The sequence below is a fragment of the Actinomadura geliboluensis genome, from assembly GCF_043197915.1.
GTDB classification, from domain to species: Bacteria; Actinomycetota; Actinomycetes; order Streptosporangiales; family Streptosporangiaceae; genus Spirillospora; species Spirillospora geliboluensis.
On the sequence record NZ_JBICUA010000002.1, the window covers coordinates 793,812 to 807,405 of the forward strand.

At 70.4% G+C, this 13,594-nt stretch carries 11 protein-coding genes and 1 tRNA gene; 8 read left to right on the forward strand and 4 right to left on the reverse strand.

The genetic code is table 11. The annotated features are described in order from the left end of the window. Positions 1–113: 113 nt before the first annotated feature. Positions 114–2,990: a UPF0182 family membrane protein gene (locus ACGFI1_RS09245; protein WP_392784287.1), complete on the reverse strand. Its 2,877-nt coding sequence runs from the start codon at positions 2,988–2,990 to the stop codon at positions 114–116. 179 nt (positions 2,991–3,169) lie between these two features. Here ACGFI1_RS09245 and ACGFI1_RS09250 point away from each other — a divergent pair, with 179 nt between their 5' ends. The 4 genes from ACGFI1_RS09250 to ACGFI1_RS09265 all read left to right on the forward strand — a co-directional run bounded on the left by ACGFI1_RS09250 (position 3,170) and on the right by ACGFI1_RS09265 (position 5,371). Continuing rightward, the gene (locus tag ACGFI1_RS09250) at positions 3,170–3,700 is read left to right on the forward strand and encodes a PPA1309 family protein (protein WP_138635801.1); all 531 of its coding nucleotides are present in this window, start codon (positions 3,170–3,172) and stop codon (positions 3,698–3,700) included. A gap of 29 nt (positions 3,701–3,729) precedes the next feature. Beyond that, positions 3,730–4,173: a molybdenum cofactor biosynthesis protein MoaE gene (locus tag ACGFI1_RS09255; RefSeq protein WP_205719169.1), complete on the forward strand. Its 444-nt coding sequence runs from the start codon at positions 3,730–3,732 to the stop codon at positions 4,171–4,173. 27 nt (positions 4,174–4,200) lie between these two features. Continuing rightward, the gene (locus tag ACGFI1_RS09260; protein WP_392784289.1) at positions 4,201–5,247 is read left to right on the forward strand and encodes a YlbL family protein; all 1,047 of its coding nucleotides are present in this window, start codon (positions 4,201–4,203) and stop codon (positions 5,245–5,247) included. A 50-nt stretch (positions 5,248–5,297) separates the two neighbouring features. Continuing rightward, positions 5,298–5,371: transfer RNA gene (locus ACGFI1_RS09265), tRNA-Met, on the forward strand. 164 nt (positions 5,372–5,535) lie between these two features. On the opposite strand, the gene ACGFI1_RS09270 is transcribed toward ACGFI1_RS09265, so the two are convergent. Next, a complete protein-coding gene (locus ACGFI1_RS09270) occupies positions 5,536–6,534 on the reverse strand; it encodes a helix-turn-helix domain-containing protein (protein ID WP_392784291.1) in 999 nt (332 codons plus the stop codon). A 71-nt stretch (positions 6,535–6,605) separates the two neighbouring features. Between ACGFI1_RS09270 and ACGFI1_RS09275 the strand changes: the two genes are divergently transcribed. Beyond that, a complete protein-coding gene (locus ACGFI1_RS09275) occupies positions 6,606–6,929 on the forward strand; it encodes a cupin domain-containing protein (RefSeq protein WP_392740086.1) in 324 nt (107 codons plus the stop codon). 102 nt (positions 6,930–7,031) lie between these two features. Next, positions 7,032–8,606: an acyl-CoA synthetase gene (locus ACGFI1_RS09280; protein WP_392784293.1), complete on the forward strand. Its 1,575-nt coding sequence runs from the start codon at positions 7,032–7,034 to the stop codon at positions 8,604–8,606. On the opposite strand, the gene ACGFI1_RS09285 is transcribed toward ACGFI1_RS09280, so the two are convergent. Further along, positions 8,603–9,706: a PucR family transcriptional regulator gene (locus ACGFI1_RS09285; RefSeq protein ID WP_392784295.1), complete on the reverse strand. Its 1,104-nt coding sequence runs from the start codon at positions 9,704–9,706 to the stop codon at positions 8,603–8,605. The two genes, ACGFI1_RS09280 and ACGFI1_RS09285, sit on opposite strands and share 4 nt — an antisense overlap. Before the next feature lie 116 nt (positions 9,707–9,822). Between ACGFI1_RS09285 and ACGFI1_RS09290 the strand changes: the two genes are divergently transcribed. Both ACGFI1_RS09290 and pruA read left to right on the forward strand, forming a co-directional pair. Beyond that, positions 9,823–10,731, forward strand: a complete 909-nt coding sequence (locus tag ACGFI1_RS09290; RefSeq protein ID WP_386867870.1) for a proline dehydrogenase family protein — start codon at positions 9,823–9,825, stop codon at positions 10,729–10,731. 12 nt (positions 10,732–10,743) lie between these two features. Next, positions 10,744–12,375 (forward strand): L-glutamate gamma-semialdehyde dehydrogenase, encoded by a 1,632-nt coding sequence (gene pruA, locus ACGFI1_RS09295; RefSeq protein ID WP_392784298.1) that lies wholly within the window; start codon positions 10,744–10,746, stop codon positions 12,373–12,375. Here pruA and ACGFI1_RS09300 read toward each other — a convergent pair. Then, positions 12,372–13,580, reverse strand: a complete 1,209-nt coding sequence (locus tag ACGFI1_RS09300) for a cytochrome P450 (protein WP_392784300.1) — start codon at positions 13,578–13,580, stop codon at positions 12,372–12,374. The two genes, pruA and ACGFI1_RS09300, sit on opposite strands and share 4 nt — an antisense overlap. Between the last annotated feature and the right edge of the window lie 14 nt (positions 13,581–13,594).

Consider the following 13,594-nt stretch of genomic DNA (forward strand, 5'->3'; position numbering starts at 1 on the left):
CGCGCGCCCGCCGCGCCCCCCCCCCCCCCCCGGCCGCGCCCCCGCCCCCCCCCCCCCCCCCCCCCCCCCCCCCCCCCCCCCCCCCCCCCCCCCCCCCCCCCCCCCCCGGCCCCTCAGCTCGCCGGAGGGGTGGCGCTCGGTGACGGCGACGGCGACCCCGGCGGCGACCCCGACGGGGAGGGTGCCGGGCTCGGCGACGTCTTCGGCGCGGCCTTGCCCGCCGCCGCCAGCGCGGCCTGCGCGTCCTTGATCCGCTTCCAGGCCTCGCCCATGCCCGGGTAGTCGCCCTTCTTCTGGGCGTTCTCGTAGTCGGTCACGGCCTTGTTCAGGTCGCCGATCGCCTTCTGTGCCGCCGCGCTCAGCTGCTGCCCGCCCGGCGAGCCCGGCGGCGCCTGCGGTGGCGCCCCGGGCTGCGCGGGCGCGCCCGCCCCGCCGAGGACCTGCTTCAGCGCGTCCTGCAGCGTGTCCGCCGCCGCGATGCTCTCCCCGTACCGGACCAGGATCTTGCCCATGATCGGGTACGGCTGCTGCTCCGCACCGCCCGCCGCCTTCGTGTACATCGGCTCCACGTACAGCAGATCACCGCCGAACGGGATCGTCAGCAGGTTGCCGGCCACGGTCTTCGTGCCGCCCTGCCGCAGCGCGAACAGGTCGCTCTTCACCTTCGAGTCGGTCTCGAACGAGTTCTGCACCTGCCCCGGGCCCGGCGGCTGCGCGTTCCGCGGCATCTGCAGGATCTGGATCTGCCCGTAGTCGCGCCCCGGCGTCGACCCGACCGCCATGAACGCCGCCAGCTGCGGGTTGTTGCGCGGGTTGAAGACCGTCGTCAGCGAGAACGACTCGGTGTCCTGGCCGGGCATCCGCAGGCTCTGGTAGTACGGCGGCTGCCGCTTGCCCTTCACCGTCGGGTCCTGCGGGACCTCCCAGAAGCCCTCGCCGTTGTAGAACGCCGACGGGTCCGTCACGTGGTACTTGGTCAGGACCTTGCGCTGCACCTTGAACAGGTCCTGCGGGTAGCGGAAGTGGGCCTCCAGCTCCGGCGGGATCGACGAGCGCGGCTGGACGGTGTTGTCGAACACCTTCATCCACGTCTTCGTCACCGGGTCGTTCTCGTCCCACTGGTAGAGGTGCACGGTGCCGTCGTAGGCGTCCACCGTGGCCTTCACCGAGTTCCGCATGTAGTTGATGTGGTCGTTCGCCTGCCGCGCCACCGCCGACCGCGTGTCGGTGATGGTGTCGCGGGTCGCCTCCCCGAGGCTCATCTCCTCCGAGTACGGGTAGCTGCTGGACGTCGTGTAGCCGTCCACGATCCACAGGATGCGGCCGTTCACCACCGCCGGGTACGGGTCGCCGTCCAGCGTCAGCCACGGCGCCGCCTTCTGCACCATCTGGCGCGGCGTCCGGTCGTAGAGGATCTTGGCGTCCTTGTTGATCGCGCCCGACAGCAGCAGGTTCTTGTCCTGGAACTTCGCCGAGTACAGCAGCTTGTTCAGGAACGAGTCGATGCGGACCCCGCCCCGCCCGGCGTAGGTGCTGCTCTGCTGCCCCGACTCGCTGTTGTCGGGGTAGTTCAGCTCCTGCTGGCCCTGCCCGCCGACCACCGAGTACTTCGGCGAGCGCTCCCCGAAGTAGATCTCCGGCTTCGCCACCTGGATCCGCTGGTCCGGGGACGCCGGCATGTCGCGGGTGATGAAGGCCGGCTCGCGCGAGTCGAACCGGTCGCCGTACGCCGACACGAAGCCGTAGCCGTGCGTGTAGACCATGTGGTCCTTCACCCAGCTGCGCTGCCCGGCCGGCGCGCCCGACAGCTCGCGGAGCGCGACGACCGTGTCGACGAGCTTGCCGTCCACCTGGTAGCGGTCGACGTCCAGCGTGTCCGGGAACTGGTAGAACGGGCGGATCCGCTGCAGCTGCTGGAACGTCTCGCCCACCACGTTCGGGTCGAGGACGCGGACGCCGCCGAGCTTGTCGGCGTCCTCCTGGAGCTGCTTCTTGTCCGTCACGGGCTGCGTGCCGTACGGGACGACCTTCGCGCCGTCCACGCCGTAGGCGGCCCGGGTGAACTTGATGTTGCGCGCGATGTACTCGCGCTCCTTGGCCAGCTCGTCCGGCTTCACCTGGAACTGCTGGATCAGCAGCGGGTACACCCCGCCCAGCAGGATCGCCGACAGCACCAGCAGCGTGAAGCCGACGCCCGGCAGCATCATGCCGCGCCGCAGCAGGTTGCTGAAGAACATCGCCGCGCACAACAGCGCGATCACGGCGAGGATCGTCTTCGCCGGCAGCAGCGCGTTGACATCGGTGTAGGACGCGCCCGTCGCCACCCCGCGTTCGGAATGCATCAGGCCGTACCGGTCGAACCAGTACGCCACCGCCTTCAGCAGGATGAACAGCCCGAACAGCACCGACAGGTGCGCGCGCGCCGGCGGGCTCGCCTTGTCGCCCGGCCCCTGCAGCCGCAGCCCCCCGTACAGGTAGTGCACCATCACCGCGGCCAGGATCGACAGGATCACCGTCGCGAAGACCACACCCAGCACGAGCCGCATGAACGGGTACGTGAAGACGTAGAACGACACGTCCTTGTGGAACTGCGGGTCCTCCACGCCGAACGGCGTGCGGTTCAGGAACGCCAGCCACACCGGCCACTGGCCCGCCACCGACGAACCCGTCAGCACGCCCAGCAGCCCCAGCAGCGACACCGCGATCATCCGGCGCCGCGGATCGATCACCGAGCGGTACCGCTCCAAGCCCTGCTGCTCCACCGACAGCGGCCGGTACGCCGGACGCAGCCGGTACGCGACCATCACATTGGCGCCCACCACCAGCGACATCAGCAGTCCGGCGCCGAAGAACAGGACGATCTTCGCCTGCAACTGCGTGGTGTACACCTCGGAGAAACCGATCGAGCGATACCACAGCAGGTCCGTGTACACGGCCGTGAAGATCAAGAACGCGACCAGCAGCACGGCCACCGCCACCAGAGCGGGCAAGACGATCCGCGTCCGTCCGGTACCGAGCCGGCGCCCGAAAGCGGGAGTCCGGAAGGTCAAGTCGGCCCCTCCGATCGAGAAACTCGCTCACCGGCCGCCCGCCGGTGCTGTAGATGCAACTTACCGACTGGCGCGAGGGTTCCGGCACTCACCGTCGCAGGAAGGGGAAAGATGGCCCCGTGAGTCATTTGGAAACAGCCGTGCTGGATCTTGAACGTCACTCGGCGGAGAAGGGCTGGGACAGCGCCCCCAGCCTGTACGCGCTCGTCCGCAGCGCCGAACTCCGCCGCGCCGAGCCCGGCCTCGCCGACCAGCTGCCCGCCGACGCCGACGCGCTCGTCCCCATCGAACAGGAAGGGCTCCCCGAAGAAAGCAGCGTCGAAGACGCCCTCGCGGGCATCGTCTGGCCCGACACCGTCGACGGCTGCGTCCTCGTCATCGAACGGGTCGTCCTGCCCCCCGGCGTCGAGGACGACATCCCCGACGACGCCGCCGAAGCCGCCGCGTTCGTCGGGAACCACCCCGCCCGCGAAGAGGTCCGCATGGTCGTCGGCGTCCTGCGCGACGGCGCCCGCCACGCCGCCGTCCGCATGCGCAGCCACGACAGCGAGGACGCCGTCCTGCGCGGGCCCGACCTCGTGCCCGGCCTCCCCGACGTCCTCGCCGCCACCTTCGACCCCGACGACCCCGGCGCGTCCCGCCCGGAATAGGACGGCCGCCGGGAGGTAGCCTGCGGAACGTGACCCACAGCGTTGAAGCCGGCGACGTCATCCGGCTGGCCGGCGTCCGCGAGACGCCCCTGTCCGTCGACGAGGTCTACCGCGCCGTCGGCGCCCCGAGCGCCGGCGGCATCGCCCTGTTCACCGGCACCGTCCGCGACCACGACCACGCGCGCGCCGTCAGCGGCCTGTCCTACAGCGCCCACCCCACCGTCGAACGGGAACTGCGCGCCGTCATGGAGAAGGTCGCCGCCGACCACCCCGTCCTCGCCCTCGCCGCCGTCCACCGCGTCGGCGACCTCCGCATCGGCGACATCGCCGTCATCGTCGCCGCCTCCAGCGCCCACCGCGCCGAAGCGTTCGACGCCTGCCGCCGCCTCATCGACGACCTCAAGGCCGGCGTCCCCATCTGGAAGCACCAGACCTTCGCCGACGGCGGCGACGAGTGGGTCGGGGCCTGCTGAGCCCCCTGACCGCATAGAGTTTCCGGCATGTCTCGTCGTGCCGCCACGCTCTCCGCCGCGAGCGTGCTCGTCCTCCTGCTCGCCGTCATCGGCTCCTTCATGCGCGTCCCCTACGTCGCGCTGATGCCGGGCCCCACGAGCAACACCCTCGGCACGAACGACAAGGGCCAGCCCCTCATCCGCATCGAAGGCCGCAAGACCTACCCCGACCAGGGGCACCTCAACTTCACCACCGTCACCTACCGCGGCGGTCCCGGCGGCCGCATCGACCTCTTCACCGCCCTGCGCGGCTGGCTCGACGGCGACACCGCCATCGTCCCCGAAGAGACGATCTTCCCCAAGAACGAGTCGCCGAAGCAGGTCGACCAAGAGAACACCCGGGCGATGCAGGACTCCCAGCAGAACGCCGAAGCCGCCGCCCTCCACCAGCTCGGCATCCCCCTCACCACCCGCGTCGTCGTCGACGGCGTCCAGAAAGGCCGCCCCGCCGACGGGATCCTGCGGCCCGGCGACGAGATCACCGCGCTCGACGGCGCCAAGGTCACCAGCGTCTCCCAGGTCACCGGCGCCATGGCCAAGCGCAAGATCGGCGACACCGTCACCCTGGACTACCGGCGCGGCGGCACCGAGCAGAAGGCCAAGGTCAAGACCGTCGCCGACCCCTCCGGCGAACGCGCCGTCGTCGGCATCGTCCTGTCCGACCAGTACAAGTTCCCCTTCAAGATCGACATCAGCATCGGCGACATCGGCGGCCCCTCCGCCGGCCTCATGTTCTCCCTCGCCATCTACGACAAACTCACCCCCGGCCCCCTCACCCAGGGCAAATTCATCGCCGGCACCGGCACCATCACCCCCGAAGGCCAAGTCGGCCCCATCGGCGGCATCCAGCAGAAGATGATCGCCGCCCGCAAGGCCGGCGCCACCGTCTTCCTCACCCCCAAGGACAACTGCACCGACGCCGCCGCCGCCCAACCCGACGGCCTCCGCCTCGTCCGCGCCGACACCCTCAACGGCACCATCCAGGCCATCAACGCCCTCAACACCGGCAACGGCCACATCCCCGCCTGCAAATGACCGCCACCGACCCAACCACTCCCACCCATGCCATAGACTTAAGACATCACCGCGGGGTGGAGCAGTTCGGTAGCTCGCTGGGCTCATAACCCAGAGGTCGCAGGTTCAAATCCTGCCCCCGCTACTGGTCCTAGGGTCCCCTTGGTCGCCGCTTTGCGGCTTCCCCGAGGGGACCCTTCGCCGTTTTCGGGGGGACGACCCCCCGTGCCCCCCGGTTCCGCCACCTCCCCCGCCCGCCCGCCCCTGGGGCTTCGCCCCTAGACCCCCTCTTTGGTTGGGGACGGTGGGTCAGGTGCTGGTGGGGCGTGGGGTACGGGTGGTGGGTGGGGCGTGGGGGTACGGGTGGGTGGGGTGGAAAGTTTTTCTGTAGGTGCCTGGGGTTGTTGCCAGGGCTCTTTGGAAGCGTCTTCTTAGGTTTGTGGCTGAGGAGAGGCCTGTGCGTTGGGCCACGGTCTCCACGGGGAGGTCTGTGGACTCCAGTAGGTGCTGGGCTGCGGCTATTCGCTGGGACAGGAGCCACTGGCCTGGGGGTGTGCCCAGCTGGTCGGTGAAGCGGCGGGCCAGGGTTCGGGGCGAGACGCCTGCTTGGGCGGCTAGGGCGTCCACTGTTAGGGGTTCGTGCAGGTTCTGTGTTGCCCAATCGAGGAGTGGTCCTAGGGAACCCTCGAACTGGGTCGGGTGGGGTGGGGCCGCGTACTGGAGTTGGCCGCCCTCGCGGTGTGGGGGCATGACCATGCTTCTTGCCACGTGCGCGGCGTAGCCGGCGCCCTGGTCAGTGCGGAGCAGGTGCAGGCACAGGTCTATTCCGGCGCCCGCGCCTGCGCTGGTGGCCACGTCGTTGTCGTGCACGTAGAGGACGTTCTTGTCGACCTGGACGGACGGGAACCACGCGGCCAAGTCGTCTGTGCGTGCCCAGTGCGTGGTTGCTCTGCGGCCGTCCAAGAGGCCCGTGTGCGCCAAGGCGAAGGCGCCGGTGCAGATGCTGGTCATGCGGGTTCCGCGGGCGTGTGCCTTGCGGAGCGCCTCGGTCAGGGTGGGGGAGGGTTTCTCCGCTACTGGTAGCCAGCCTGGGATGACGACGGTGTCGGCCTCGTCCAGCATCTCCAGGCCGTTGGGCACCACGAGGTCGTACCCGGCGCTGGTGGTGATCTGGCCCGGGTGCTCCGCGCACACGTCGAACGTGTAGCGGGGGTCCAGGCCAGGGCGTCTCGTGCCGAACACGTCCGCGGCGCAGCCGAGTTCGAACGTCGACTGGTTCGGGCGGACCAGCGCCACGACGCGGTGCATGGCAGGAAAGTACCGCAAGACGTCTTTTCTGACACTCGGCGAGGGCGGTGGCGGGCGGCCAGGGTGGTGCCATGACTACCGAACAGCCTGGATATGTGTGGTCGGCGGTGCAGGACGCCCCCGTTCGCGAAATCTTCCCCGGGATCCGGGTTCGGCCGCTGTGGTCTGGAGGCGCGGCGAAGGCGTCGGTGCTGGAGATGGATCCGGGCAGCCGGTGGGAGGGCGTGGACGTGCACGCGCCCGGTCCGGAGGAGGTCTTCGTCGTCTCCGGCGTCTTCAACGACGGAGAGCGCGACTATCCCGCCGGCTCCTTCATCCACGCCCCTGCCGGGTCGAGCCATGTGCCGCAGTCGGTGGAGGGCTGCACGCTGTTCCTGTTCTACCCGGAGGGGTGACCGGCTTTCGGGCGTCTCCTATACCCCCTTTTGGGGGTGGCGGGTGGGGTTCGGGTGTGGTTTCATCACGGCTCACCTGGGACTTTGCGGGAGGGGCGGTCTATGTCCGACTCGGTGGCTCGTGCTCGGCAGCACTCGGTGGGGGATCTGCTGCATCGGACCGCGCGGCGATATCCGGGGAAGCTCGCCGTGGTCAGCGGGGAGCTCCGGGTCACCTACGCGGAGTTCGACGTCGCGGTCAACCGGGCGGCGCACGCGCTGGCTGCGCGGGGGCTCGCCAAGGGGGACCGGATCGCGCTGCTCAGCCACAACTGCTGGCAGTACGCCGTGATCGCGTTCGCCACGGCCAAGCTGGGTGTGGTGCTCGTGCCCGTCAACTTCATGCTCAACGCCGACGAGGTCGCCTACATCGTCGGGCACTCGGGGGCGTCCGGGATCATCGCGGAGGACGCGCTCGCCCCGACGGCGGAGAAGGCGCTCGCGACCGCCGGAGTCGAGGGCGGTGTGCGGGGATGGATCGGGCTCTCCGGGGCTCCGGCGGGCGACGGCTGGGAGGACGTCGACGCCTGGTGGTCGGCCGGGCCCGAAGTGGCGCCGGACGTCCTCGTCGCGGACGATGATCCGCTGCGGCTCATGTACACGTCGGGGACCGAGTCGCGGCCCAAGGGTGTGATGCTCTCCAGCCGCTCCTTGATCTCCCAGTACGTCAGCTGCGTCATCGACGGCGAGATGAGCCCGGACGACGTCGAGGTGCACACGCTGCCGATGTACCACTGCGCGCAGCTCGACTGCTTCTTCTCGGTCGACGTCTACCTGGGGGCGACCAGCATCATCCTGCCGTCGCCGGAGCCCGGTGCGCTGCTGGAGACGATCGAGCGGGAGAAGGTCACCAAGCTGTTCTGCCCGCCTACCGTGTGGATCTCGCTGCTGCGGCATCCCGACTTCGAGCGGCGCGACCTGTCGAGCCTGCGGAAGGGCTACTACGGGGCGTCCCCGATGCCGGTCGAGGTGCTGCGTGAGCTGCTGCGGCGGCTGCCGGGGGTGCGGCTGTGGAACTTCTACGGGCAGACCGAGATGGCGCCGCTCGCGACCATCCTGCGGCCCGAGGAGCAGCTTGAGCGGGCCGGCGGCGCGGGGCGCGCGGGCATCAACGTCGAGACCGTCGTCGTCGACGACGACGGGAACCCCGTGGCGGCGGGGGAGATCGGCGAGATCGTCCACCGGAGCCCGCACGCGGCCCTCGGGTACTACCGGGACGAGGAGAAGACGGCGGAGGCGTTCCGCGGCGGGTGGTTCCACTCGGGTGACCTCGGGGTCATGACGGAGGACGGCTACCTGTCCGTCGTCGATCGCAAGAAGGACATGATCAAGACGGGTGGGGAGAACGTCGCCAGCCGGGAGGTCGAAGAGGCGATCTACGAGCTGGACGGCGTCGCGGAGGTCGCCGTCTTCGGCATCAGCCATCCGCACTGGATCGAGGCCGTCACCGCCGTCGTCGTGCCCAAGGCGGGGTCTGGGCTCAGTGTTGAGGATGTCAATGCTCATGCCCGGGAGCGGCTGGCTCCGTACAAGCGGCCCAAGTACGTCGTGCTTGCCGACGCCCTGCCCAAGAACCCCAGCGGCAAGATCCTCAAGCGGGAGTTGCGCGCTCAGCATGCCGAGCTGGCTCAGTCCTAGGTGGGGGGAGCCAGGTGAGGGGAGAGCGTTAGGGCCAGGTGGAGGGTCAGGCGGTCCTGGCCGTTGGTGAGGGTCAGGGCCGTCAGCTCTTCTATGCGGCGCAGGCGGTGGTAGAGGGTCTGGCGGTGGATGTTCAGGGCCTTCGCTGTTTGCTGGACGTTGCCCGCCAGGTCCAGGTAGGTGCGGGCCGTTTCTGCTAGTTCGTGGTTGTCGAGCAGGCGGTTGGTGCCCGGGGTTTGGGTTGCCTGGGTCAGGGCCTCGTCGCCTGCTGTGCGGAGGAGGCGCAGTACGCCCAGGCTCGTCCAGTCGCGGGTTTCGCCGGGGACGGCGGTGCGGGCCGCCACGCGGGCTCGGAGCCAGCCCTCGTGGACGTCCTCCAGGGTGGCGCAGGGGGCGTAGATGCCTGCTTGGACGGGGGCGTTGCGTTCCTCCAGGAGGCGGCGGGCCCGGTCGACCGTTGGCGGTGCCGGGGTCGAATTGTTGGGGATGACCAGGACGTGGTCGCGCTGCCACACCGTCGTCAGGACGGAGTGGGGGAGCTGCCACGGGTTGAGGGGTTCCGGGCTCGGGGTGCGCAGCACCGCCACGGCGAAGGGCGGTTCGGGGGAGGCGGCCTCGGTCAGGTCGTCCGCCGCCTGGGTGCGGGCGTCCGGGTGGGTGGAGAGCAGGTCGGCGACCTTCCAGCCCAGGTCGTCGCGCTCGCGGGCCTGGCGGGCCATGAGGAGGGCGGCGCGCTCGCAGAGCGGCATGGCCTTGGCGGCCTGGGCGCTCGTGATGCGCTCCTGGTCGTCCAGGAGCCACAGGTAGCCGTAGGTCACGTTGTGCCAGCGGACGGGCAGGCAGAGCCGGGCGAGCTGGCCGAGGGACGCGTCCGCCGGGATGCGGACCGGGCCTGTCGCGCGGGCGATGCCGTGCCGCTCGAAGCGGGCCCGGACGTCCTCGGACGAGCGGCGGCGCAGGATCGAGTCCAGCCGGACGGGGTCGATGGTGTCGCCGTGGGCGGCGTAGGCGACCAGGTGGAAGTCGCGGTCCTCCAGCGTGGCGGGGGCCTGCAGGAGGTCGGCCGCCTGTTCCGCGATCTCCTGGAGGTCTAGCGGCATCTCACTCCTTTGTACATTTGTATGAAGTCTAGCTCGCGTGAAAGTGGCGTTTGGCTGTAGGGGGACGGCGGGCGCGCTTCTACGGTTCGAGGTGTTCCTCGACGTTGGAGGCTCCCATGCTCGCTTCTGTTCTCCTCGCCGCCGCGCGCAGCGGGCGGATGCGCGGTCTTGTCACGTCCATGCCCCTGACCAGGGGCGTCGTCGACCGGTTCGTCGCCGGGGACGAGCTCGGTGACGCGGTGCGGGCGGTGCGGGAGCTGACGGACGCCGGGCTTTCGGTGACCCTCGACCACCTCGGGGAGGACACCCGGGAGCGCGCGCAGGCCGAGGCCGCGCGGGACGCGTATCTGCGGATGTTCTCGGTCTTCGAGGAGGGCGGGCTCGCGTCGGGCGCGGACGCCTCGGTGAAGCTGTCCGCGCTCGGGCAGGCGCTGCCGGGGGAGCTGGCGCTCGACAACGCGCGGGAGATCTGCGCCGCCGCCGGGCGGATCGGCATGACCGTCACCCTCGACATGGAGGACCACACGACCGTCGACTCCACGCTGGAGGTCCTCGGCAAGCTGCGGAGCGACTTCCCGTGGGTGGGTGTCGCCGTCCAGGCGATGCTGCGGCGCAGTGAGGGCGATCTGCGGGATCTGGTCGGGGAGGGCTCGCGGGTCCGGTGGGTGAAGGGCGCCTATGCCGAGCCCGCGTCGGTGGCCTTCCAGGGGCGGCACGAGGTCGACCGCGCTTACGCGCGGGGGCTGCGGCTGCTGATGGAGGGCGACGGCTACCCGATGATCGCCAGCCATGACCCCCGGATGATCGAGATCGCGCAGGCGCTCGGGGCGCGGCGGTCGCCCGATTCCTACGAGTTCCAGATGCTCTACGGGATCCGTGCCGGTGAGCAGCGGCGGCTCGCCGAGGACTACCGGATGCGCGTCTACGTCCCCTACGGCGCCGACTGGTACGGGTACTTCATGCGGCGGCTCGCCGAAAGGCCCGCCAACCTCGTCTTCTTTCTCCGTTCGTTCGTCTCCCGTTAAGGAGGGCCCCTGATGGACGCCGTGACCAACGTTCCGATGCCGGTCAACGAGCCGGTGCGCGGGTATGCGCCGGGCAGCGCCGAACGGGCCCGGCTGGAGGCGCGCCTCGCCGAGCTGACCGCCGAGGCGCCGATCGACCTGCCCATGACGATCGGCGGCGAGCGGCGGCTCGGAGCCGGCGCCAAGGTCGCCGTCGTGCAGCCGCACCGGCACGCGTCGGTGCTCGGGACGTTCGGCACCGCGACGCGGGAGGACGCGCAGGACGCGATCGACGCCGCGCTGAAGGCCGCGCCCGCCTGGCGGGACATGGCGTTCGACGACCGCGCCGCGATCTTCCTGCGCGCCGCGGACCTGCTCGCCGGGCCGTGGCGGGAGACGCTGCTGGCCGCGACGATGCTCGGCCAGTCCAAGACCGTCCAGCAGGCGGAGATCGACAGCCCGTGCGAGCTGGTCGACTTCTGGCGGTTCAACGTGCACTTCGCGCGGCGGATCCTCGCCGAGCAGCCGATCAGCGGCGCCGGGGTGTGGAACCGGTCCGACCACCGGCCGCTGGAGGGGTTCGTCTACGCGATCACCCCGTTCAACTTCACCGCGATCGCCGCGAACCTGCCGACCGCGCCCGCGCTCATGGGCAACGTGGTCGTGTGGAAGCCGTCGCCGACGCAGACCTACTCGGCCGTGCTGCTCATGCGGCTGCTGGAGGAGGCCGGGCTGCCGGACGGCGTCATCAACCTCGTGACCGGCGACGGGCTCGCGGTGTCGGACGTCGCGCTCCAGCACCCCGAACTGGCCGGGATCCACTTCACCGGGTCCACCGCGACGTTCCGCCACCTGTGGAAGACCGTCGGGAACAACATCGAGAAGTTCCGGAGCTACCCGCGGATCGTGGGGGAGACGGGCGGCAAGGACTTCGTCGTCGCCCACCCGTCCGCCGACCCGGCGGTGCTCAAGACCGCGCTCGTGCGGGGGGCCTTCGAGTACCAGGGGCAGAAGTGCTCCGCCGCGTCGCGGGCCTACATCCCGCGGTCGATCTGGGACGGCGGGTTCAAGGAGGAGCTGGCCGCCGAGGTCGACGGGCTCGCCATGGGCGACGTCGCCGACCTGTCCAACTTCATGAGCGCCGTGATCGACGAGCGGGCGTTCGCCAAGAGCAAGGCGGCCATCGACCGGGCCCACGCCGACCCCGGGGTCGAGGTCGTCGCCGGTGGGATCTACGACGACAGCGTCGGGTACTTCGTGCGGCCCACCGTGCTCGTTTCGGACGACCCCGAGAACGAGATCTTCCGCACCGAGTACTTCGGGCCGATCCTCGGCGTCCACGTCTACGAGGACGACAGGTACGACGAGATGCTCGCCCAGATGGAGTCGGTCGCCGAGTACGCCCTCACCGGCGCCGTCATCGCCAATGACCGGGCCGCCGCCGCGCACACCGCCGAGGTGCTGCGCTACGCCGCCGGGAACTTCTACATCAACGACAAGCCCACCGGCGCCGTCGTCGGGCAGCAGCCGTTCGGCGGCGCGCGGGCGTCCGGCACGAACGACAAGGCCGGGTCCGTCTTCAACCTGCTGCGGTGGACGTCGCCGCGGTCGATCAAGGAGACGTTCGTCCCGCCGACCGACTACCGGTACCTGCACATGGGCTAGGCCGGCTCGATGCCCGTGGCCGGGAGCGAGACCCAGCCCCGGGTGAACGGGGACGCGATCCGCTGGGCGTTCTCCAGGTCCACCCCTGTGCCGGGGTGGGCCTGGAGGAGCTCTTCCAGGGCGACGCGGGCCTGGAGCTTCGCCAGGTGCGAGCCGATGCAGAAGTGGACGCCGCTGGAGAAGCCCAGATGGCGCGGGATCTCCCGGGTGACGTCCAGCTCGTGCGCGGACGGGCCGAACTCCCGCTCGTCCCGGTTCGCCGACCCGAACAGCATCATCACCTTCTCGCCCTCCGGGATCTCCGTCCCGTGGAGGACGACCGGGCGCGTCGTCGTCCGCGCGAGGGCCTGCACCGAGCTCTCCAGGCGCAGGAACTCCAGCAGCGCGTTCGGGATCAGGGACGGGTCGGCGGCGAGGCGCTCGCGCTGCGCGTGGTCGCCGTCCAGCAGCGCGACGCCGTGTGAGATCAGGTTGCCGGTGGTGTCGTTGCCGCCCGCCACCATCACGAAGCAGAAGCCGAGGATGTCCCAGTCGGTGAGGCGCTCCCCGTCCGCCTCCGCCGCCGTCAGCGCGCTGATCAGGTCGTCGGACGGGTCGGCGCGGCGCGCGGCGATCACGTCGGTGAAGTAGGCGAACATCTCCGCGACGGCGGCGACCGCGTCGTCCTTCAGCGCCTTCAGGTCGAAGCCGTCGTCCTGGAGGGTCGTCAGCGCCGACACCCACGGATCGAACCGGGCCCGGTCGGACTCCGGGACGCCCAGCAGGTGCGCGAGCGCGTACGTGGGGAGGGGCGAGGAGAAGTCGCGGTGCAGGTCCGGGGTCTCGCCCTCGGCCGCCTTGCGCTCCATGAGGGCGATCCGGGAGCGGACGAACTCGCGGAGGAGGCCCTCCAGGGCCGCCGTGCGGCGCGGGGTGAAGCCGTGGCTGATCAGGCGCCGCAGGACGGTGTGGCGCGGCGGATCCAGCATCACGATCGTCGGGGCCAGGCCCAGCGTGCCGATCTCGTCCGGGTAGAACGTCAGGCCCTGCGCGGACGAGAACGTCCCCGCGTCCCGCGTCGCCGCCCAGATGTCGTCGAACCGGGACAGCGCCCAGAACGGCGGATCGTCGTGGCGGTGGACGGGGTCCTCGTCCCGCAGCCGGGTGTAGGCGGGATAGGGGTCGGCCTGGAAACCGGGGTCGAACGGGTCGTAGACGTCCGCCATGCGCGCGGCCTCCC

Bases quoted from the DNA above. Each gene is read 5' to 3' on its own strand.
- ACGFI1_RS09260 (WP_392784289.1), top strand. From the start codon at position 4,201: ATGTCTCGTCGTGCCGCCACGCTCTCCGCCGCGAGCGTGCTCGTCCTC.
- ACGFI1_RS09270 (WP_392784291.1), bottom strand. From the start codon at position 6,534: ATGCACCGCGTCGTGGCGCTGGTCCGCCCGAACCAGTCGACGTTCGAA.
- ACGFI1_RS09275 (WP_392740086.1), top strand. From the start codon at position 6,606: ATGACTACCGAACAGCCTGGATATGTGTGGTCGGCGGTGCAGGACGCC.
- ACGFI1_RS09280 (WP_392784293.1), top strand. From the start codon at position 7,032: ATGTCCGACTCGGTGGCTCGTGCTCGGCAGCACTCGGTGGGGGATCTG.
- ACGFI1_RS09285 (WP_392784295.1), bottom strand. From the start codon at position 9,706: ATGCCGCTAGACCTCCAGGAGATCGCGGAACAGGCGGCCGACCTCCTG.
- ACGFI1_RS09290 (WP_386867870.1), top strand. From the start codon at position 9,823: ATGCTCGCTTCTGTTCTCCTCGCCGCCGCGCGCAGCGGGCGGATGCGC.
- pruA (WP_392784298.1), top strand. From the start codon at position 10,744: ATGGACGCCGTGACCAACGTTCCGATGCCGGTCAACGAGCCGGTGCGC.
- ACGFI1_RS09300 (WP_392784300.1), bottom strand. From the start codon at position 13,580: ATGGCGGACGTCTACGACCCGTTCGACCCCGGTTTCCAGGCCGACCCC.